This window comes from Streptomyces sp. Ru72, from assembly GCF_002920635.1.
Lineage (GTDB): Bacteria > Actinomycetota > Actinomycetes > Streptomycetales > Streptomycetaceae > Streptomyces.
In genome coordinates this window covers 107,073-127,973 of the sequence record NZ_PQSR01000006.1, presented here as the reverse complement: position 1 = coordinate 127,973, position 20,901 = coordinate 107,073, and the positions used below count along the sequence as shown (strand labels likewise).

Genomic DNA, 20,901 nt, shown 5'->3' with positions numbered 1-20,901 from the left:
GTATTCAGGGCGCTTCCCACGACGCCGACACCGTCCCACCGCTCGCGCGGAGGGGCGCCTGGTCCAGAGGTTGCGACGCTAGTGCAGGGACGTTTCAAGAGGGATGGCAGCGCTTCGGCGGAGCCGGAGCCGCACGGCGGGACCGACCGCGGTTCCTCGCCCCAGCACGCCCACAACCAGGGACCGGCACCGGCCGCCGGCGGCCCCGAGCGGCCCGGGCGCACCGGCGCGCCCACGCTCGGCACGTCGCCCGCGCCGCCCCCCGCGCCCCCGGCACCGAAGGGCACCACTCCCCCGGTCGACGCCGGTTCACGCCTGGCCCTGCGCAACTGGCGCATCTCCACGCGCCTCGTGTCGCTGCTGGCGCTCCCCGTGGTCGCGGCGACCTCGCTCGGTGCCCTGCGCATCAGCGACAACGTCGACCAGATCCAGCAGCTGGACAACATGAAGCTGCTGACGGACATGACCCGGCAGGCGACGCAGCTCGCGGAGGCGCTCCAGGACGAGCGCGACGAGTCCGCCGGCCCGCTCGCCCACGGAGCGTCCGCGAACGACTACACGGTCAAGGGCGTCCGGGACAAGACCAACCGCGCCCGCTCCGCCTTCCTCGAGGGCACCCAGGAGATCGGCGACGCCTCCGACAGCGGTCGGCTCTCGGGTGTGCGCGACAGCATCGTCGGCATCGCGAGCGAGCTGAACAACCTCAGCGCGATACGCGCCAGCGCCTACAAGGACCCGCAGAACTCCACCCAGACGGTCGAGGCCTACCACCGTCTGGTCACCGGACTGCTCAGCCTGTCCCAGGACATGGCGCAGGCCACCAGCAACCCGGAGATGATCCAGCGCACCCGCGCCCTGGCGGCCTTCTCCACCGCCAAGGAGTACGCGTCGATGCAGCGCGCGGTGATCGCGGCGGCCCTGCCCGCGAGCAACACCACGTTCGGCCATCTCTCCGAGAACGACCGCCAGTACGCCCTCTCGGCCCTGGAGAGCCAGGACTCCGAGCTGGACAGATTCCGCAGCATCTACGGCGACGGCGCCGAGGACCTGACGAAGCCGATCGACGAGGGCAGCCCCACGATCGAGGCCGCCGACCAGTACGCCGGCCGCGTCCTCAAGAGCGGCCTGCAGTCGCAGGACAAGCGTTCGTACAAGGACTGGATCGACGACGACTCGACCAAGATCCAGCAGATGAAGAGCATCGAGGGCACGCTTCTGGAGCAGATGGAGCAGAAGGCCCGCGAGCTGAAGAACGTCTCGGAGCGAGAGGCGATCATCTCCGGTGCGCTGATCCTCCTCGTCCTCGGTGTCTCCCTCGTCGGTGCCTTCGTCGTGGCCCGCTCCATGATCCGCTCGCTGCGCCGACTGCAGGAGACCGCGACCAAGGTCGCCCAGGAACGCCTGCCCGAGCTGGTCAAGCAGCTGTCCGAGGCCGACCCGCAGGACGTCGACACGTCCGTGGAATCGGTCGGTGTGCACTCCCGTGACGAGATCGGCCAGGTGGCCGCGGCCTTCGACGACGTGCACCGCGAGGCGGTCCGCCTCGCCGCCGAGCAGGCCCTGCTGCGGGGCAACGTCAACGCGATGTTCACCAACCTCTCCCGCCGCTCCCAGGGTCTGATCCAGCGCCAGCTGTCGCTGATCTCCGAACTCGAGTCCCGCGAGGCCGACCCGGACCAGCTGTCCTCGCTGTTCAAGCTCGACCACCTCGCGACGCGTATGCGCCGTAACGGTGAGAACCTCCTCGTCCTCGCCGGTGAGGAGCCCGGCCGCCGCTGGACCCGCCCGGTCCCGCTGGTCGACGTGCTCCGCGCCGCCGCCTCCGAGGTGGAGCAGTACGAGCGCATCGAGCTGGCCGCCGTGCCGACCACCGAAGTGGCCGGCCGTGTGGTCAACGACCTCGTGCACCTGCTCGCCGAGCTGCTCGAGAACGCCACCTCCTTCTCCTCGCCGCAGACCAAGGTCAAGGTCACCGGTCACGCGCTGCCCGACGGCCGCGTCCTGATCGAGATCCACGACACCGGTATCGGTCTGTCGCCCGAGGACCTCGCGGCGATCAACGAGCGGCTCGCCTCGCCGCCCACCGTGGACGTGTCGGTGTCCCGCCGCATGGGTCTGTTCGTGGTCGGCCGTCTGTCGCAGCGCCACGGCATCCGCATCCAGCTGCGCCCGTCCGACTCCGGTGGAACGACCGCGCTGGTCATGCTCCCGGTCGACGTGGCCCAGGGCGGCAAGAAGCCCGCCCCCGGCAAGCCGGGCCAGGGCGCCCCGCACAGCGGTGGCCCGGCCGCCGCGCAGGCCGCCGCCGGCGCGGCCGCGGCCCGTCGCCAGGCGCAGCAGGGCAACCGGTCCGCCGGTGGCCCCGGACTCGACGCCGCCCCGGAGCGTGGACAGGTGGGTGCCGGTCAGGGCCCGCGCGCCGCGCTGCCCGGCGCCTTCCCCGGTGGCCGTCCCGGCGGCTCCGGCGCACCGCAGGCCCCCGTCTCCCCGCAGGGCCGTCCGGCCCCGGGTGTGGGCGCCGGGGCCTTCGGACAGGGCGGCCCGCAGGGACTGCAGGCGGCCCAGCCCTTCCAGGAGCCCGGTTCCCGGCAGGGCGGCTTCGGTGACGGCGGCCCGGGCCTGCGCCCGGCCGGCTTCGGCGACAGCGCGCCCGTCCCGCCGCAGCAGTCTCAGCAGCAGTCGCCGCAACCCAAGGAGCGCGGCGGCCGTCGCCGTCCGCAGCTGCCCGGGCGCGGCGGTCCGCGGCCGGAGCTGCCCGGTGCCGGCGCGCAGCAGCGCACTCCGAGCTGGAGCGACGAGAACGCGCAGCCGCCCGTGCCGCGGGCCTCGCTGGACACCCCGCGCGGCCACGAGGAGCCGGACGCGCTGACCTCGACCTCGCCCATGCCGCGGATCGACGACCGACAGGGCCCCGGCTCCACTGCGGAGATCCCGCGCGTCGACGACCGCCAGCAGTTCCCGCGGATCGACGACCGACAGGGCCCCGGCTCCACCTCCGAGTTCCCTCGGCCGGACTTCAACTCCCCGCGCCCCGCCGCCAATGCCGCGGACAACGGGCAGTTCGTCCGTTCCGACGTCTTCGGCGCCCCGGGCGCGGGCGGCCCCACGGGCCAGTTCCCGGCGGCCGGACAGGGCCAGGACACGGGCCGCTTCCCGGCGCCCGGCCGCGCCCAGGGCCCGGCCCCGACGGGTCAGTTCGCCCAGCAGGGCTACGACGGCTCCGGCACGGGCCAGTTCGCTTCCCCGGGCTTCGGCCACCGCCAGGACCCGTCGTCCACCGGGCAGTTCGAGCGTCCGCAGGTGGGCGGTGACGCCTACGGCGCGCCCCGGCCGCCGGCCCCGCAGCAGCCTCAGCGTCGCCAGGAGCCCGAGGCCCTGCCGCCGGCGGCGGGCCCCGGCGACGGGCGCACGCCGCTGTACGACACGCTCGAGACCAACTGGTTCCGCGAGCGTCAGCAGGGCGAGGCCTCCACGCCGCCGCAGCCTCAGGCCCAGCCCTCCCCGGGTCCCCAGCGTCCGGCCGGTTCGTCCTGGCGGACCTCCCCGAACGACGAGCTCGTCCGCCAGGCCGAGCGCGTGCGGCAGCCCGCCTCCGGCGGGGTCACCACCTCCGGCCTGCCGCGCCGGGTCCCGCGCGCGAACCTCGTGCCGGGCACGGCCCAGCAGCAACAGCACCACAGCGGTCCGCAGGTCTCGCGCGCCCCCGACGAGGTGCGCGGTCGGCTGACCAATCTCCGACGGGGCATCGCCCAGGGTCGCCAGGCCGGTACCGGCCAGACCGGCAGCTTCCCCAGCCCCACTCACCAGCAGGAGCGTTAGTTGAGCCCGATGAGCCAGGCGGCACAGAACCTCAACTGGTTGATCACCAACTTCGTGGACAACACCCCCGGGGTGTCCCACACCGTCGTCGTGTCCGCCGACGGTCTCCTGCTGGCGCTGTCGGAGGGCTTTCCGCGTGACCGCGCCGACCAGCTCGCGGCCGTGGCCTCCGGGCTCACGTCCCTGACGGCAGGAGCGTCCCGGATCTTCGAGGGCGGCACCGTGGCACAGACCGTCGTCGAGATGGAACGCGGCTTCTTGTTCCTGATGTCCATCTCGGACGGCTCGTCCCTCGCCGTACTCGCCCACCCGGAGTGCGACATCGGCCTGGTCGGCTACGAGATGGCGCTCCTGGTCGACCGCGCAGGCGCGGTACTGACCCCCGACCTGCGCGCCGAGCTCCAGGGCAGTCTGCTCCACTGACCGGCCCCGGTACCACCCACCTCACGAAATCACCGTCAGGCCGCCACAGTCCCCCCACCGGCCCCGTCAGACGGCCAGCCCGACCGACTTGCTGTCCCGCCCGGAGGATTCATGACCCCGCCCACCGCCTCTCACGATCCGTACGCCGAGCCGTACGGGGACGAGGGCGACCAGCCGCTGGTCCGTCCGTACGCGATGACGGGCGGCCGGACCCGGCCGCGCTATCAGCTCGCGATCGAGGCGCTGATCAGCACCACGGCCGACCCGGCCCAGCTGATGGGACTGCTGCCGGAGCACCAGCGGATCTGCCACCTGTGCCGCGAGGTGAAGTCGGTGGCCGAGGTGTCGGCGCTGCTGGCCATGCCGCTCGGTGTGGCCCGGATTCTCGTCGCGGACCTCGCCGAGGCCGGACTCGTCGCGATCCACCAGCCGGGTGGCGACGAGAACAACGGCGGCGCGCCGGACGTGACACTGCTCGAAAGGGTGCTCAGTGGACTTCGCAAGCTCTGACGGAGGGCGGGCGACCACCTCCGCGAAGATCGTGGTGGCGGGCGGCTTCGGCGTCGGCAAGACCACGTTCGTGGGCGCCGTCTCGGAGATCAACCCGCTGCGCACGGAGGCCGTCATGACCTCCGCGTCCGCGGGCATCGACGACCTCACCCACACCGGGGACAAGACCACCACCACGGTGGCGATGGACTTCGGCCGTATCACCCTCGACCAGGACCTGATCCTCTACCTCTTCGGTACGCCGGGCCAGGACCGCTTCTGGTTCATGTGGGACGACCTGGTCCGCGGCGCGATCGGCGCGGTGGTGCTCGTGGACACCCGGCGCCTGGCCGACTGCTTCCCCGCGGTCGACTACTTCGAGAACAGCGGCCTGCCCTTCGTGATCGCCCTGAACGGTTTCGACGGGCACCAGCCCTACACGCCCGATGAAGTGCGAGAGGCGCTGCAGATCGGCCCGGACACCCCGATCATCACCACGGACGCCCGGCACCGTGCCGACGCGAAGAGTGCGCTGATCACGCTGGTGGAACATGCGCTGATGGCCCGCCTGCGGTAGATCAAGTCGGCGGCACCATACGGCAGTTGTCGTAGATCACCGGGCGCCGGCTGTGGTGTTTGACACGGTCGGCCCCGGTGTTCATAACGTTTCGACAGAGAAATTCGGTGGTACCGACACACCGCGCGGTCGGTCGGTACCGCTGCGTTCACAAAAGCCCCGCCTTTTGGCGGGGCTCGCTCTTTATGACCGTTTTATCTAGGGCATCCGACGTTCGGAATCCCGGATTCCGAGTGTTTGGAATCGCGCAGGCCGACGTGCTGGAATGCCTGAACTGCCCATTGGTCAAAGACGTACTAAGTCTCGGACAGGGCTCTGGAGACACCGCGGCACGACGTAGGTGCCGTCGCCGAGAGGTTGTTGGTCGAGTGAGGCGAAGCAAGAACGGTCCCGAGCCGTCGGCACGGGGCAACTTCACCCCGCCGCCGCGCGGAGCGGCACCCGCACAAGTGCCCGGCCCGGAGCCGACGGCTCTCCCGCCCAGCGGCAGCCGCTTCTCCCCGCGCAACTGGCGCGTGCCGACCAGGCTGAACGCCATCCTGCTCATCCCCGTGCTGGTCGGCCTGGTGATGGGCGGCTTCCAGGTCAAGAGCTCGATCGACACCTGGCGGCAGGCGCGGGACGCGGAGAACACGGCCCGTCTCGTCCAGGCGTCCCTGACCTACGCCAACGCGCTCATCACCGAGCGCGACGTCAGCGCCGCGCCCCTCCTCCAGGGCAAGGGCCAGAACGACTCGACGGTGGTCCAGGCACGCGGAGCCACCGACCAGGCCGCCAAGGCCTTCGACCGGGCAGCCCAGAACATGCCCCACAAGTCGGGCCTGGAGCGCCGCCTCTCCATCTTCCGCAAGGCCGAGACCAAGCTGCCGGCGCTGCGCCAGGGCGCCTACACCTCCGCACTGAGCGGGGTGCAGACCGAAGAGGGCTACGTCCAGGTCCAGCACCCGCTGATGGAGTTCGCCAACGAGCTCGGTCTGGGCACCGGCAACATCACCAGCTACGGCCGGACCGTCTACGCCATCTCCCTGACGAAGGCCGCTCTGTCCCTCGAGCGCTCGATCGGTATGCACATGCTGATCAAGCCCGGCACCACGGACACCAGCCTCGCCAAGCAGCGTGTCGCGCTGTCCTCGTACGCCTACCTCGAGGGCATCGCCGTCGAGGAGTACATCGGCGGCGGTACCCAGGCGGACGCCGACAAGCTCACGGTCCTCCAGAAGAAGATGCAGTCCGACGGCGCGGCGATGGCCCAGCAGGCCAAGGCCAAGGACCCGAGCTACGTGCCCCCGCCGTCCGACCCGACCAAGATGGTCTCGGCCCTCGCCTCGCTGCCGTCCACCGACACCACCGCCCGCGCCGCGCTCGCGCAGCAGGGCATCACGCCGCAGAACTGGTGGGCGGTAACCACCCTCAAGTTCAACGCGTACCGCCAGATCGAGTCGGACCTCGCCGACAAGGCCGTGGCGGACGCCTCGGCCATCGCCGACAACGCCAAGCGGTCCGCGTTCGTCACCGGCGCCATCGTCGTCGTCGCCCTGCTCGCCGCCTTCATCATCGCCGGCCTCATGGCCCGCCAGATGAGCCGCTCGATGCGCCAGCTGCGCAACGCGGCCTTCGGGGTCGCCGAGCAGCGTCTGCCGATGCTGGTCGACCAGCTCTCGCGCACCGACCCCGGCCGTGTCGACACCCGGGTCGCGCCCATCCCGATCTCCTCCACGGACGAGATCGGCGAGGTCGCCCGCGCCTTCGACCAGGTCCACCGCGAGGCCGTCCGGCTCGCCGCCGAGCAGGCCCTGCTGCGGGGCAACATCAACGCGATCTTCACCAACCTCTCGCGCCGCAACCAGTCGCTGATCGAGGGCCAGCTGACCCTGATCACCGAGCTGGAGAACAACGAGGCCGACCCGGACCAGCTGGAGAACCTGTTCAAGCTGGACCACCTCGCGACCCGTATGCGCCGCAACGGCGAGAACCTCCTCGTCCTCGCCGGCGAGGAGCCAGGACGCCGCTGGGACCAGCCGGTCCCGCTGATCGACGTGCTGCGCGCCGCCTCCTCCGAGGTGGAGCAGTACGAGCGCATCGAGCTGTCCGGCGTCCCGGAGGCCGAGATCCACGGCCGTGCCGTGACCGACCTCGTGCACCTGCTCGCCGAGCTGCTGGAGAACGCCACGACGTTCTCCTCGCCGCAGACCAAGGTCCGCGTGACCGCGACCCGTCTCCCCGACGGCCGCATCATGGTCGAGATCCACGACAAGGGCATCGGCCTGACCGCCGAGGACTTCGCGGACATCAACCACAAACTGGCCAACCCGCCGACCGTGGACGCCGCGATCTCGCAGCGCATGGGCCTGTTCGTGGTCGGCCGGCTGTCCGACCGGCACGGCATCCGGGTCCAGCTGCGCCCCTCGGGCGAACAGGCCGGCACCACCTCGCTGGTCATGCTGCCCGACGCCATCACCCACGGCGGTGGCGGCGAACAGCCGCTGGAGCGCGACGAGTTCACCGTCTCGCAGATCATCCCGGAGCAGCAGCCCTACCAGGGCGAGAACTTCGACGGGCAGCCGCTGCGGACGGCGGCGGAGCTGGGCTTCGACGACAGCCGGTACGCCGAGGTCCCGAACGACGCACGGGACCTGGACCCGGTCGGCCGCTCGCTGATGCGCGAGGAGCGCCGTGCGGCGCTGGAGGCTCAGGTCCAGGGCACGAACCAGCAGCAGGAGCCGCAGGAGAGCGATCGGACCGCTCCCTCGTACCAGGACGGCTTCGAGGCGCAGCAGCCCGCGTACGGCGACGGACAGCACACGTACGACAACGGCCAGTCCCCGTACGACAACGGGCAGCACGCCTACGACGAGCAGCGGGCCACGTACGACCAGCAGACGGCGTACGCGGAGCCCCAGCAGACTGCGTACCAGGATCCGTACTTCTCCCAGAACGGCGGCCTGCCGCAGAACGACGGCTTCCCGTCCGGTGGCGGCTACCCGGAGCCGGCGTATGCGGAGCAGGTGCCGGAGGGCCGTACGGCTGACCGGTCCGGCCCGGCGGAGACGTTCTCCGCCTTCGAGGAGTCGGCGTACCAGGACGACTGGCCCCAGCGCGACGACTTCCAGAGCGGCTACCGCTCCGAGTACGCTCCCGAACCGGAATCCGCGCAGGCCGGTGACGTAAGTGAGCGGGACCGCGTAGGCTTCGACCGTCCGGGACCGGCTCCCTCCGCCGGCCACGAGCTGACCGATGCCGGACTGCCCCGCCGCGGCTCCACCGCGAACGGCACCGCCGGCCGGCCCCAGCCCGTGAGGCAGGATCCGCCGGCGGCCAAGGAGACGGGCGGCGACTGGCGCTCCGCGAACGACGAGCGGTGGCAGCAGGCAGCGCAGCTCCGGAAACCCAAGGCGGGCGGGGTCACCGCTTCCGGTCTGCCTCGACGGGTACCCAAGGCGAACCTGATCGAGGGCGCCGCGGAGACGACCCCGCAGGGAGGCCCCCAGGTCTCCCGTGCCCCCGAGGACGTCAGGGGCAGGCTGAGCAACCTGCGCCGAGGCGTCCAGCGGGGACGCCGAGCAGGCAGTGAAACGAACGGCCAGGGCTTCGGTCCTGACAGCACCTACAACCAGGAGCGTTAGTGTGAGCCCGATGAGCCAGGCGGCACAGAACCTGAACTGGTTGATCACCAACTTCGTGGACAACACCCCCGGGGTGTCCCACACGGTGGTGGTCTCCGCCGACGGACTCCTTCTGGCGATGTCCGAAGGCTTTCCGCGCGATCGCGCCGACCAGCTGGCGGCCGTCGCCTCCGGTCTGACCTCGCTGACCGCGGGCGCCTCCCGCATCTTCGAGGGCGGCAGTGTGAACCAGACGGTTGTGGAGATGGAGCGGGGGTTCCTCTTCATCATGTCCATCTCCGACGGTTCGTCGCTCGCGGTTCTCGCACACCCGGAGGCGGACATCGGCCTCATCGGGTACGAGATGGCGCTTCTGGTCGACCGTGCCGGTACGGTCCTGACTCCGGATCTTCGTGCGGAGCTCCAGGGCAGCCTTCTCAACTAGAAGACGGACGGTGCTTTTGAGCGTCCCGGGGCCGTAAGGTTTCGGGACGCGGCTTCCACAGGGATGGGTGCCCGGCGCAGTCGGAGGAGGAGAGAACGTGGCAACACCCCCAGGCGGTTCGCCCACCGGCAACTGGTCCTACGGCCCCGGTCAAGGCCCGGGCCAGGGTGACCAGAACCGGTACGACTTTCCCTCCGCGCCGGGCCAGTGGCGGCAGCCGTACGCGCCGCAGGGCCCCCAGGGTCCGGGTCCGTCGCCGTACGACCAGCCGCCGGCACCGCGTATCCAGCCCGTGCAGCCGCACCGCCGTTCCCCCGAGCCCGCGCCCGCCGGGTCCTCGAACAACCCTCTGGTGCGTCCGTACGCCATGACGGGTGGCCGCACCAGGCCGCGCTACCAGCTCGCCATCGAGGCGCTGGTGCACACCACCGCACAACCGCACCAGATGCACGGCCAGTTGCCCGAGCATCAGCGGATCTGCAACCTGTGCCGGGAAATCAAGTCGGTGGCCGAGATCTCGGCTCTCCTCACGATCCCTCTCGGCGTGGCCAGGATCCTCGTCGCCGACTTGGCGGAGGCGGGCCTGGTCGCGATCCATCAGCCCGGCGGCGACGAGAACGCCGGCGGCCAGCCAGACGTGACACTGCTCGAAAGGGTGCTCAGTGGACTTCGCAAGCTCTAGCGGCGGTCCTTCCCGCTCCACCACCTCCGCGAAGATCGTGGTGGCGGGCGGCTTCGGCGTGGGCAAGACCACGTTCGTCGGCGCCGTCTCGGAGATCAACCCGCTGCGCACGGAGGCCGTCATGACGTCTGCTTCGGCGGGCATCGACGACCTCACCCACACCGGGGACAAGACGACCACCACGGTGGCGATGGACTTCGGCCGTATCACCCTCGACCAGGACCTGATCCTCTACCTCTTCGGTACGCCGGGCCAGGACCGCTTCTGGTTCATGTGGGACGACCTGGTCCGCGGCGCGATCGGCGCGATCGTCCTGGTGGACACCCGGCGCCTGGCCGACTGCTTCCCCGCGGTCGACTACTTCGAGAACAGCGGCCTGCCCTTCGTGATCGCCCTGAACGGTTTCGACGGGCACCAGCCCTACACGCCCGAAGAGGTGCGAGAGGCGCTGCAGATCGGCCCGGACACCCCGATCATCACCACGGACGCCCGGCACCGTGCCGACGCGAAGAGTGCGCTGATCACGCTCGTGGAGCACGCGCTGATGGCTCGGCTGCGCTAGGCGCAGTCCGCGGCTACCAGGCTGCCCCGTCGGGTGGCATGCCGTCTGAGAGCCGTGGCTGGTCGCGCAGTTCCCCGCGCCCCTCTGGGGCGCCCACGGGGCCCCTTCTCGCGGAGGGGCCCTTCCTTTTTCCGCCGCCCGCCGCGACGGCGAGTACCTCGAGGGCGGTCTCCGGCGGTTCGGAACCGGCCTTTCCCCGCGCAGCGAGAAGGGCCCCTCCCAAGCGGAGGAGCCCTTCAGGAACGGCTCAAGCGGCGCAGCCTACGCGTGCCAGCTGTGCGGGGCGCGGAAGCCCGGCTCGCGCTCGAGGCGGCGCCAGCCTGCCTTGGCACGGCCCCGGTGGGACGCTGTCGTGGCGGGGGTCTGGGCTGCGGCGCGGGCCAGGAGAACGGCCGTGATGGCGGCCACTTCCTCGGGCTCGGCGTGGCCCTTCTCGACGCGGATGTCAGGGTTGCTCATGGGTGTCAGTCTCCGTGAGAGAGGGGTCCGCGGGGTTGCCGCGGTGGGTCCGCCCGGTTACTGCGGGGGGTTGCCGTGCTTGCGGGACGGCAGGTCGGCGTGCTTCGCGTGCAGCATCGCCAGGGACCTGATCAGGACCTCGCGGGTCTCGGACGGGTCGATGACGTCGTCCACCAGGCCCCGCTCGGCCGCGTAGTACGGGTGCATGAGCTCGGACTTGTACTCCTTGACCATCCGGGCCCGCATGGCCTCGGGGTCCTCCGCCCCGGCGATCTGGCGGCGGAAGATGACGTTGGCCGCGCCCTCCGCGCCCATCACGGCGATCTCGTTGGTCGGCCAGGCGTAGGTGAGGTCCGCCCCGATGGACTGGCTGTCCATCACGATGTACGCACCTCCGTACGCCTTGCGCAGGATCAGCGAGATCCGCGGCACGGTCGCGTTGCAGTACGCGTACAGCAGCTTCGCCCCGTGCCGGATGATGCCGCCGTGCTCCTGGTCGACACCGGGAAGGAACCCGGGAACGTCCAGGAACGTCACCAACGGGATGTTAAAAGCGTCACACATCTGCACAAAACGCGCAGCTTTTTCACTGGCCTCGATGTCGAGCACACCGGCGAGCGTCTGCGGCTGGTTGGCGATGATGCCGACCACCTGGCCGTCCAGCCGGGCCAGCGCGCAGATGATGTTCCGCGCCCAGCGCTCGTGGACCTCGAGGTACTCGCCGTCGTCGACGATCTCCTCGATCACCTTGGCCATGTCGTACGGCCGGTTCCCGTCCGCCGGCACCAGGTCGAGCAGGACCTCCGAGCGGCGGTCGACGGGGTCGCTGCACTCCACCCGCGGCGGGTTCTCCCGGTTGTTCTGCGGGAGCAGGGAGAGGAGGTAGCGCACCTCGGCGATGCAGGTCTCCTCGTCGTCGTACGCGAAGTGGCACACACCGCTGGTCTCGGCGTGGACGTCCGCGCCGCCCAGACCGTTCTGCGTGATCTCCTCGCCGGTCACCGCCTTGACCACGTCCGGGCCGGTGATGAACATCTGCGAGGTCTCACGGACCATGAACACGAAGTCCGTCAGGGCGGGGCTGTAGGCCGCGCCGCCCGCGCACGGGCCGAGCATCACCGAGATCTGCGGGATGACACCGGAGGCCCTGGTGTTGCGCTGGAAGATGCCGCCGTAGCCGGCGAGCGCGCTCACACCCTCCTGGATGCGGGCGCCCGCACCGTCGTTGAGGGAGACCAGCGGCGCCCCGGCCGCGATGGCCATGTCCATGATCTTGTGGATCTTGGTGGCGTGGGCCTCGCCCAGCGCGCCGCCGAAGATGCGGAAGTCATGGGCGTAGACGAAGACCGTGCGGCCCTCCACCGTGCCCCAGCCGGTGATCACACCGTCGGTGTACGGCTTCTTCGCCTCCAGGCCGAACCCGGTCGCCCGGTGCCGGCGCAGCTGCTCGACCTCCTGGAAGGAACCGGGGTCCAGAAGCAGTTCGATGCGCTCCCGGGCGGTCAGCTTGCCCTTGGCGTGCTGCGCCTCGGTCGCCTTCTCGCTCGGGCCCGCGAGCGCCTGCTTGCGGATCTCGTGCAGTTCGGCGACCCGCCCGCGCGCATCCGCGGGCTCGCTCCCGGAATCCACAGCCTCGTCCAAAACGGTCATGTAGCGACCTTACGAAGTCCACCAAGGAAAGCTCGCCGTCGACTCCGTACAGTCTCAGGCCCGTTTTCCTGGTAACCCTGAACAGAACGCAGCCCGGATGCAGCCGTTCTGACTGCCCAGAGGGCCTCGGCGTTGTGAGGCTCCAACAAACTCGGAGAGGGAGAGTGATCACGTCTCGATGGTCGGCACAATGCCATCGACCGGGTGACGAGAGGCCCTCGAACGGCCGCAGGCGGCATGCCCACGGTACCGGTCGAACCGAAGCCCGCGCGCCGCGGCGACTCCGCGGGCGGCACACGCTCAATGATGTTGAAACTTGAACGGAATAAGTCTAAGGTCTCCTCCGTTGAGCTCGTTGAAGATTAAACAGCTTCGAGCCGCGGCCTCCCTCCGGGACCGCGATCCGTCCCCCAAAGGAGCACGTCATGAGCATCTTCAGCCGCAAGAACAGCACCGAGACCGCACCGGCCGCCGCTGTGAACCCGGACCTCGCCGCACTGACCGGCGAATACACGCTGGACCCGGCGCACAGCACCATCGGGTTCGTGGCCCGCCACGCGATGGTCACCAACGTCAAGGGCAGCTTCAAGGACTTCACCGGCACGCTGCACCTGGACGGCTCGGACCCGTCGAAGTCCACGGCCTCCATCGACGTGAAGATGGACAGCATCGAGACCGGCTCCGCCGACCGCGACAACCACCTCAAGAGCTCCGACTTCTTCAGGATCGACGAGCACCCGACGATGACGTTCCGCTCCACCCGCGCGGAGGCGCTCGGCGGCGACGAGTACCGGATCACCGGCGACCTCACGATCCTCGGCACGACCAAGCCGATCACCATCGACCTGGAGTTCAACGGCGCGGCCAAGGACCCGTTCGGCAACGAGCGCGTCGGCTTCGAGGGCAAGGCGCAGATCGTGCGCTCCGAGTGGGGCCTGACCTGGAACGCGGCCCTCGAGACGGGCGGTGTGCTGGTCTCCGACAAGATCAAGCTGGTCTTCGACATCTCGGCGATCAAGCAGGCGTGACCCCGCCGGAACCGCCGCGAGCGCCCGCCCTCCCGGATCAGGAGGGCGGGCGCTCGCGTCGTGTCCCGACCCTGTGCTCGGGCCGGCGCTCCCGCTCCGCAGACGGTCAGAACCCTCCGCTGAAGTCCCCGCCGCCTCCGCCGAAGTCCCCTCCCCCGCCGAAGTCCCCTCCGCCGCCGTCCCCGAAGCCGCCGCCGAAGTCCCCGGGGTCGAAGTCGGCGCCCGAGACGTCGCCGCCCTCGTACCCGCCGAAGTCGCCGTAGCCGGTGCCGTAGTCGGCCGCGTACGAGGGGGTGGCCATCATGCTGCCGAGCAGCGTGCCGACGAGCAGACCGGGCAGGATGCCGCCGCCGAAGTAGCCGCCCGCCCAGGGGCCGTAGGCGGGGCCGGCGTCCCAGTACGGGCGGCGGCCGTACTCCGTGTCCACCTCGCGGATCATGGGGTCGAGGCCGTCGGCCAGACGAGCCCGGTCGGCCGCGCAGACCGGGACCTCGCGCGGGGCCCCGCCAGGAGGCGTCCAGGCCGCGTCGGCGACGGACGGGCCGTGGCGCGGGTCGAAGAAGCAGGGCGCCCTGCGCTCCGGGAGCGGCCGGCCCTCGCGACGGGCGGCGAGCGTGGCCAGCGCGAACCGGCCGTCCTCCAGGGCCTGGGTCACGGCCTTCACGTCCTCCGGGCGCCGCGCCGCCACCATGGCCGACTTCGCCTCCTCGTACGCGTCCAGGGCGCGTGCGTAGTCCGCGCGCATCGCGTCGTCGGCGCCCGGCTCCCCCGGCCGGAAGTCCAGGCGGTCGAGTTCCTCGCCGAAGGCGGTGATGTCCTCGTCCACCACGACCCGCAGCTTCTCCAGCGCGGCCCGCTGCTCCTCCTCGCGCCGGCGCCGGCCGCGCCGTACGAGCATGTAGGCGCCGGTGCCGCCGAGGACCAGGACCACGGCGAGCGTGATCAGCGCGGTGGACGACACCTGGTGGCTGCCGCCGGAGGTGCCCCAGCTCGACGGGGCGTGGCCGCCGACGTTGGCGAGGGCACGGTCGGTGAAGTCGTTCAGCTGGGCCTTGGCGGTCTCGCCCTGAACGCTGGTGACCAGGTTCCGCACGGCGCTGTGCCCGAGGACCGAGGAGTCGGCGCGGGCGTCGAAGCGGTCGCCGAGGCGGACGCCGTACAGGCCGGTGATGCCGGTGGCCGTGCGCAGGTCGGCGAAGAGGTCCCGCGTCGGGTAGTCGGCGGGCAGGACCACGAGGAAGACCGGCTTGCCCGCGTCCTCGATCTTCTTGGCGAGCGCGTCGGCGTCCGCGACGGACAGCTGCCGGGAGGCGGCCGGATCGACGTAGACGGGACCGCTGCGGAGCGCCTGTGCGATGACGGAGACGTCCGTGGCGGCCTGCGCGCGGGCCGCTCCGGTGGACAGCACCGTGAGCGCGGCCACGAGCAGGGCGACCAGCGGAACGAGGAGTCCTCGACGGATCACGGCGTTCATACTTCGAACCTACCGGAAGCCGTCCGAACCGGGGCGTCGGTCCGGGTGGGCGGCACGCACCGCCCACCCGGATCGGGCTTCCGTCAGGCCGCCGCCCGGTAGGCCTCCGTCAACTTGGCCACGGCTGCCGCGTACCTGTGCGTCAGCAGCAGGTGGTCGGCGTCGGCGAACGGTTTCGCGACGGCCGCCGTCATCGTGGACCCCGCCTGCTGCTGGACGAGCAGTCGGGCCCTGGTGACGATCTCGCGTCCGGCCCGGTCGGAGCCCGTCCTGTCGGCCGCTGCGGCCGCGAGCGCGAGCGCCTTCAGGGTCGCAGTGCCTCCCTCGGGCACCCTGGTCAGCGTGCTGAGCCCCCACCCGTACGGGAACTGCGGGTCGTACGAGGCGTCGCCGACGTCGATCGGCAGCTGGTTCTCCGACCTCGGCCAGGTGACGGGGAGCTGCCCGGTGAACGGCCGCCTGCCGTAGAGGACGTCCGCCACGCCGTCGCCCTCGGTGCCGGGCAGCCAGGACGCCACGAGCGCGTCGATCTCGCCGAGCCGGTCGCCGATGATCTGCGGGCGCCCGGAGACGATCAGCACCGCGCACCTCATGGCCCCGCACACCTTGTCGACGGCGGCCTGGTCGGCTGCGGAGAGCCGCAGGCCGTGCCCGTTGCCGACGTCACCCACACCCTCGGCGTACGGGGTCTCGCCGACGACGACCACGCCGACGTCGTAGCCGGTCGTCGGGGCCGAGGCGTCCTTGGAGTAGGTGACGTCTCCCCCGGCGTTCTTCATGCCCTGGAGGATGGTCGTGCCCCGGGTGTGGGTGCCGGAGGCGCCCTGCCAGGTGATGGTCCAGCCGCCCGTCTGGTTGCCGAGGTCGTCGGCGTTGGAACCGGCGACGTACACCTTCTGGTTCTTCTTCAGCGGCAGCACACCGTGCGCGTTCTTCAGCAGCACCTGGGACTCGGCCGCCGCCTGCCGGGCCACGGCCCGGTGGGCCGCCGTGCCGATCCGCGCGGCACCGGTGGTGTCGGCGTAGGGGTGCTCGAAGAGACCCAGCCGGAATTTCTGCGTGAGGATGCGGGAGACGGCCTCGTCGATGCGTCGCTCGCTGATGCGACCGGCCCTCACCTCGTCGACGAGTGTCGTCCGGAAGTCCTTGTACGTGTACGGCACCTCATCATGTCCACGCCCGCGTCGACCGACGTGCGGACGTGGGCCGCGTAGTCGCCGGGGAGCTGGTCGATGGCGTTCCAGTCGCTGATGACGAAACCGTCGAAGCCCATGCGGCCCTTGAGCACACCGTTGATCATGTCGCCGCGCGCGTGCATCTTCACGGGGCCCTGCCCGTCGCCGACGATGTCGAGCGAGGAGTACGACGGCATGACCGAGCCGATGCCGCGCTGGACTGCCGTCCTGTACGGCGCCAGGTGGACGGCCTCCAGCTGCTGCCGGGTGACCGTGGTGACGCCCTGGTCGATGGTGTAGGAGCCGGTGGTGGAGGAGCCGTACGCGGTGCCGCCGTCGCCGACGAAGTGCTTGGCGGTGGCGAGCACCTTGTCGGCGCGACCGAGGTCGCGCCCGTCCGGCCGTCCTTGCAGGCCCTGGATGATCGTCTCCATGGACTGCACGAGCGCCGGGTCCTCGCCGAAGGACTCGTAGGAGCGGCCCCAGCGTTCGTCGCAGGTGACGCACAGGCAGGGCGCGAAGTCCCAGGGGACGCCGGTGGCGCGCACCTCGGAGGCGGTCACCGCCCCCGTTTTCTCGGCCAGTCGGGGATCCCTGGTCGCTCCGATGCCGATGTTGTGCGGCATGATCGTGGCGCCGGTGAGGTTGTTGTGGCCGTGCACCGCGTCCACGCCGTAGATCAGCGGGATCTGGAAGCGGGTGGCCTGCGCCTGGAGCTGGAAGCCGTCGATCATCTTCGCCCAGGCATCGGGGGTGTTGGGCGTGGGGGTGGAGCCGCCTCCCGACAGGAGTGAGCCGAGGGCATAGGTGGCGATGTCGCCCTGGTCGGTGAGCGCGGCGCGCTCGGCCTGGGTCATCTGGCCGGCCTTCTCCTGAAGGCTCATGCGGGAGAGGAGGTCCGCGACGCGCTTCCCGATGGGCAACCTTTTGTCCAGGTACGGCAGTCCGTGGGCGTCGACGACCACCTGTGGCGTCTCGGCCGGTGCCTTGGCTCCGGTGACGGTGAGCTTGACGGGGATGGTCTCGGCGGGCTCGGCGGACCCGTCCTTCAGGGTGGGGACCCGGATGGTCCGGGAGGCGCCGGAGGCGGTGCCCGCGGGGAAGGTGAGGGTGCCGGAGACCGGGGTGTAGTCCTTGCCGGGCTCGGCGCTGCCGCCGCCGGTCTCGTACCGCACGGTCACGGGCTCGTCGATCGGAGCGGAGCCGGTGGTGGCGACGGTGACCCTGACGGTCGCCGTTCCGCCCTCCTTCACCGGATGGACGGGGGCGTCGGTGGTCACGGAGGCGCGCAGCGACTGGTCGGCCCTGCCGTACAGCTCCACGTCGTCCATCGCGAAGTGGCCCTTGACGCCGACCGGCAGGGTGACGGCGTAGCCCCACATCTGCGTCAAGCCGAGGACGTGGTCGATTCCGCCGACCGGCTGGTAGTCCGTGCGATAAGTGAAGTCGGTGAAGGGGATCTCGATCTGTTTCCAGCCGGCGAAGTCGTCGGTGAAAGAGGTCGTCCACAGCTCCGACGCCTCGCCGTTCGCGCCGCCGTCCTTGACCTCGAAGGCGATCCTCCTGCCGTCGTCCTGGCCGTCCCACCAGAAGCGGATTCCCTTGTGGGAGGACCAGTCATGGGCCGGCCGGCCGGCGGCGAAGTCGTGGGTGAAGCCGCCGTAGCCGCTGATGTCGTAGGTGCCCGAGAGGACCTTGGCGCCCTCCGGGGCGTCGGCGCGGTCGGCCAGTCGGAGCGCGGGCGGGTCGTCGCTGTCGCCGCCCCAGGTGAAGATGCCCTCCGCCGGCTGCTGCGCGAAGGGCACCTCGCCTTCGAAGCGGTCGACGGGGACGGGTGCGGGGTCGTCGGCCGCGCGCGCCGACGCCAGGGGGAGCAGGGCGGTGAGCAGGGTGGCGGATGCGAGCAGGGCGGTTCTTCGCATGGACGGACCTTCCCTCGACCCATCAAGTCGTCATGCTTCACTCATGACTTAGATCAGGCCGTGAGTTAACTTCGCGGCCCGCAGAGTCGTCAAGACTTCACGTCAGAACCGGTGCGCGCACAACTCCCTGTTGGATACGGACCCTTGTCGCTTCAGATTCTGAACGCGCACCCCCTTGACGCGTATACGAGCCGTCATTTACTCACGCCTCGCACGCCCCCATCCCCCACCTCCAGAAGGGCGGCGCTCCATGAACAGACACCGGCGCACGGTCCGGTCGCTGCTCGCCGGGCTGCTCACCGCCGCCGGGTTCGCGGCGGCCACGCCGGCGCACGCGGCCGGTGAACAGGTCACCGCCTGGCTCACCACGACCGACGACTCGGGCGGGCGCCACGTGGTGCGGGGTCTGCAGCCGCAGACGCCGTTCGCCTTCCAGTCCGGAACCGGTGGCAGCGGCGAGAACGTCACCGTCGACGACGACGGCCGCGCAGCAGTGGACGGTGAAGGCCGACGGATCGATCCAGGCGCTGGGGAAGTGCCTGGATGTGACCTCCGGGTCGACGGCCGACGGGGCGAAGGTGCAGTTGTACGACTGCAACGGCACGGGAGCGCAGCAGTGGTCGTACAACTCGTCGACGGGCGACGTGGTGAACATCGCGGCGAACAAGTGCCTCGACGTGACGGACAACTCCTCGGCGAACGGGGCCCGGGCGCAGATCTGGTCGTGCACGGGTGCGGCGAACCAGAAGTGGCGGTTGCAGTAACCCGCCGATGCCGGGCCGAGGGCTGATGGCAGCCTCTGCCCGGCACCGACGGCCCCGGGTTCTACTCCGCCGGTTCCACACCGGCCCGCAGCAGGCCGTACGTGTACGCGTCCTCCAGGGCCTGCCACGACGCGGCGATCACGTTCTCCGCCACGCCCACCGTGGACCATTCGCCCTTGCCGTCCGACGTGGAGATCAGGACGCGGGTCGTGGACTGGGTGCCGTGCACGCCCTCCAGGATGCGGACCTTGTAGTCGACCAGGTCCAGGGCGGCCAGCTGCGGGTAGATCTTCTCCAGGGCCACGCGCAGGGCGCGGTCCAGGGCGTTGACCGGGCCGTTGCCCTCCGCCGTCGCCACGATCCGCTCGCTCTTCGCCCACAGCTTCACCGTGGCCTCGTTGGCGTGCGTGCCGTCCGGGCGGTCCTCGACGATCGCCCGCCAGGACTCGGTGCGGAAGTAGCGCAGCGGCCTGCCCGCCACCTCCTCGCGCAGGAGCAGTTCGAAGCTCGCGTCCGCCGCCTCGTACGTGTAGCCCTTGAGCTCCCGCTCCTTGACGCGCTCGACCACCCGGCCCACCAGCTCGCGGTCGCCGCCCAGGTCGATGCCCAGTTCCTTGCCCTTGAGCTCCACCGAGGCGCGGCCCGCCATGTCGGAGACCAGCATCCGCATGGTGTTGCCGACCAGTTCCGGGTCGATGTGCTGGTACAGGTCCGGGTCCACCTTGATGGCCGAGGCGTGCAGGCCCGCCTTGTGGGCGAAGGCCGAGACGCCCACGTACGGCTGGTGGGTGGAGGGGGTGAGGTTGACGACCTCCGCGATCGCGTGGCTGATGCGCGTCATCTCGCGCAGCCGGCCCTCCGGCAGCACCTTCTTGCCGTACTTCAGTTCCAGGGCCGCGACCACCGGGAACAGGTTGGCGTTGCCCACCCGCTCGCCGTACCCGTTCGCCGTGCACTGCACGTGCGTCGCGCCCGCGTCCACCGCCGCGAGGGTGTTCGCGACCGCGCAGCCCGTGTCGTCCTGGGCGTGGATGCCGAGCCGGGCACCCGTGTCCGCCAGTACCGTCGAGACCACCGCGTGGACCTGGGCCGGCAGCATGCCGCCGTTCGTGTCGCAGAGGATGACCACGTCCGCGCCCGCCTCGGCCGCCGTGCGCACCACCGACTTGGCGTACGCGGCGTTCGCCCGGTAGCCGTCGAAGAAGTGCTCGCAGTCGACGAAGACCCGACGGCCCTGCGCCCGCAGGTGGGACACCGTGTCGCGGATCATCTCCAGGTTCTCGTCGAGCGTCGTGCGCAGCGCCAGTTCGACATGGCGGTCGTGGGACTTGGCGACCAGCGTGATCACCGGCGCCCCCGAGTCCAGCAGCGCCTTGACCTGCGGGTCCTCCGCGGCCTTGCCGCCCGCGCGGCGAGTGGCGCCGAAGGCCACCAACTGGGCGTGCCGGAAGTCGATCTCCTGCTGGGCGCGCGCGAAGAACTCGGTGTCCCGCGGGTTCGCGCCGGGCCAGCCGCCCTCGATGAAGCCCACGCCGAAGTCGTCCAGGTGCCGTGCGATGGCCAGCTTGTCCGCGACCGTGAGGTTGATCCCCTCGCGCTGCGCACCGTCGCGCAGCGTTGTGTCGAAGACGTGGAACGAGTCGTCGAGCTCGCTGGTTGCCGTCTCGGTCATGGTCTCAAGGCTCCTGTTTTGGATCTCGGTCTTACCGGAATGACCGGTTCCACCGTCCCCCCATACTCCCTCGCGCTCCGCCCCCGGCTGAAGGTGGGCCAGGAAACGAAAAAACCTCTCGCGGGTGCGAGAGGTCTGCGCGCGGGTCGAGGACGACG

The 20,901-nt window shown here is 70.7% G+C and carries 13 protein-coding genes and 2 pseudogenes; 10 read left to right on the top strand and 5 right to left on the bottom strand.

From position 1 onward, the window contains the following. Positions 1 to 81 precede the first annotated feature (81 nt). From C3488_RS04945 to C3488_RS04910, 8 genes are all read left to right on the top strand, one after another. Positions 82 to 3,819, top strand: a complete 3,738-nt coding sequence (locus C3488_RS04945; RefSeq protein WP_103838062.1) for a nitrate- and nitrite sensing domain-containing protein — start codon at positions 82 to 84, stop codon at positions 3,817 to 3,819. A 9-nt stretch (positions 3,820 to 3,828) separates the two neighbouring features. Continuing rightward, positions 3,829 to 4,242 (top strand): roadblock/LC7 domain-containing protein, encoded by a 414-nt coding sequence (locus tag C3488_RS04940; protein ID WP_103838061.1) that lies wholly within the window; start codon positions 3,829 to 3,831, stop codon positions 4,240 to 4,242. Between the two features lie 111 nt (positions 4,243 to 4,353). Continuing rightward, the gene (locus C3488_RS04935; protein WP_103838060.1) at positions 4,354 to 4,752 is read left to right on the top strand and encodes a DUF742 domain-containing protein; all 399 of its coding nucleotides are present in this window, start codon (positions 4,354 to 4,356) and stop codon (positions 4,750 to 4,752) included. Then, positions 4,733 to 5,308 (top strand): ATP/GTP-binding protein, encoded by a 576-nt coding sequence (locus C3488_RS04930; protein WP_054219273.1) that lies wholly within the window; start codon positions 4,733 to 4,735, stop codon positions 5,306 to 5,308. The genes C3488_RS04935 and C3488_RS04930 overlap by 20 nt, the downstream gene beginning before the upstream one ends. 368 nt (positions 5,309 to 5,676) lie before the next feature. After that, a complete protein-coding gene (locus C3488_RS04925; protein WP_103838059.1) occupies positions 5,677 to 8,931 on the top strand; it encodes a nitrate- and nitrite sensing domain-containing protein in 3,255 nt (1,084 codons plus the stop codon). 10 nt (positions 8,932 to 8,941) lie between these two features. After that, the gene (locus C3488_RS04920) at positions 8,942 to 9,355 is read left to right on the top strand and encodes a roadblock/LC7 domain-containing protein (protein ID WP_004983065.1); all 414 of its coding nucleotides are present in this window, start codon (positions 8,942 to 8,944) and stop codon (positions 9,353 to 9,355) included. Between the two features lie 97 nt (positions 9,356 to 9,452). Then, positions 9,453 to 10,037 carry a DUF742 domain-containing protein gene (locus C3488_RS04915; protein WP_103838058.1) on the top strand — a complete coding sequence of 195 codons (585 nt, stop codon included), beginning with the start codon at positions 9,453 to 9,455 and terminating at the stop codon, positions 10,035 to 10,037. After that, on the top strand, positions 10,018 to 10,599 hold the full coding sequence (locus C3488_RS04910; protein ID WP_103838057.1) for an ATP/GTP-binding protein: 582 nt from the start codon (positions 10,018 to 10,020) through the stop codon (positions 10,597 to 10,599). The genes C3488_RS04915 and C3488_RS04910 overlap by 20 nt, the downstream gene beginning before the upstream one ends. A 261-nt stretch (positions 10,600 to 10,860) precedes the next feature. Here the strand turns inward: C3488_RS04910 and C3488_RS04905 are convergent, their stop codons facing one another. Both C3488_RS04905 and C3488_RS04900 read right to left on the bottom strand, forming a co-directional pair. Beyond that, positions 10,861 to 11,058 (bottom strand): acyl-CoA carboxylase subunit epsilon, encoded by a 198-nt coding sequence (locus C3488_RS04905; protein ID WP_103838056.1) that lies wholly within the window; start codon positions 11,056 to 11,058, stop codon positions 10,861 to 10,863. A gap of 57 nt (positions 11,059 to 11,115) precedes the next feature. Next, positions 11,116 to 12,708, bottom strand: a complete 1,593-nt coding sequence (locus tag C3488_RS04900; RefSeq protein WP_103838055.1) for an acyl-CoA carboxylase subunit beta — start codon at positions 12,706 to 12,708, stop codon at positions 11,116 to 11,118. Between the two features lie 425 nt (positions 12,709 to 13,133). On the opposite strand from C3488_RS04900, the gene C3488_RS04895 reads away from it, so the two are divergent. Then, positions 13,134 to 13,736, top strand: coding sequence for a YceI family protein (locus C3488_RS04895; protein ID WP_103838054.1), 603 nt, complete (start codon positions 13,134 to 13,136; stop codon positions 13,734 to 13,736). Positions 13,737 to 13,842: 106 nt separating this feature from the next. On the opposite strand, the gene C3488_RS04890 is transcribed toward C3488_RS04895, so the two are convergent. Together C3488_RS04890 and C3488_RS04885 are read right to left on the bottom strand one after the other, a co-directional pair. Further along, positions 13,843 to 15,210 carry a hypothetical protein gene (locus tag C3488_RS04890; protein ID WP_103838053.1) on the bottom strand — a complete coding sequence of 456 codons (1,368 nt, stop codon included), beginning with the start codon at positions 15,208 to 15,210 and terminating at the stop codon, positions 13,843 to 13,845. Between the two features lie 83 nt (positions 15,211 to 15,293). Next, a pseudogene (locus C3488_RS04885) lies at positions 15,294 to 18,307 on the bottom strand (glycoside hydrolase family 3 N-terminal domain-containing protein). A gap of 449 nt (positions 18,308 to 18,756) precedes the next feature. On the opposite strand from C3488_RS04885, the pseudogene C3488_RS04880 reads away from it, so the two are divergent. Then, a pseudogene (locus tag C3488_RS04880) lies at positions 18,757 to 19,071 on the top strand (ricin-type beta-trefoil lectin domain protein); the annotation flags it as partial. A 61-nt stretch (positions 19,072 to 19,132) separates the two neighbouring features. Here the strand turns inward: C3488_RS04880 and cimA are convergent. Then, positions 19,133 to 20,743: a citramalate synthase gene (gene cimA / locus C3488_RS04875; RefSeq protein WP_103838052.1), complete on the bottom strand. Its 1,611-nt coding sequence runs from the start codon at positions 20,741 to 20,743 to the stop codon at positions 19,133 to 19,135. Positions 20,744 to 20,901: the final 158 nt, after the last annotated feature.

Coding starts and splice junctions, on each gene's coding strand:
- C3488_RS04940 (WP_103838061.1), top strand. CDS start 3,829: ATGAGCCAGGCGGCACAGAACCTCAACTGGTTGATCACCAACTTCGTG.
- C3488_RS04935 (WP_103838060.1), top strand. CDS start 4,354: ATGACCCCGCCCACCGCCTCTCACGATCCGTACGCCGAGCCGTACGGG.
- C3488_RS04920 (WP_004983065.1), top strand. CDS start 8,942: ATGAGCCAGGCGGCACAGAACCTGAACTGGTTGATCACCAACTTCGTG.
- C3488_RS04905 (WP_103838056.1), bottom strand. CDS start 11,058: ATGAGCAACCCTGACATCCGCGTCGAGAAGGGCCACGCCGAGCCCGAG.
- C3488_RS04900 (WP_103838055.1), bottom strand. CDS start 12,708: ATGACCGTTTTGGACGAGGCTGTGGATTCCGGGAGCGAGCCCGCGGAT.
- C3488_RS04895 (WP_103838054.1), top strand. CDS start 13,134: ATGAGCATCTTCAGCCGCAAGAACAGCACCGAGACCGCACCGGCCGCC.
- C3488_RS04890 (WP_103838053.1), bottom strand. CDS start 15,210: ATGAACGCCGTGATCCGTCGAGGACTCCTCGTTCCGCTGGTCGCCCTG.
- cimA (WP_103838052.1), bottom strand. CDS start 20,743: ATGACCGAGACGGCAACCAGCGAGCTCGACGACTCGTTCCACGTCTTC.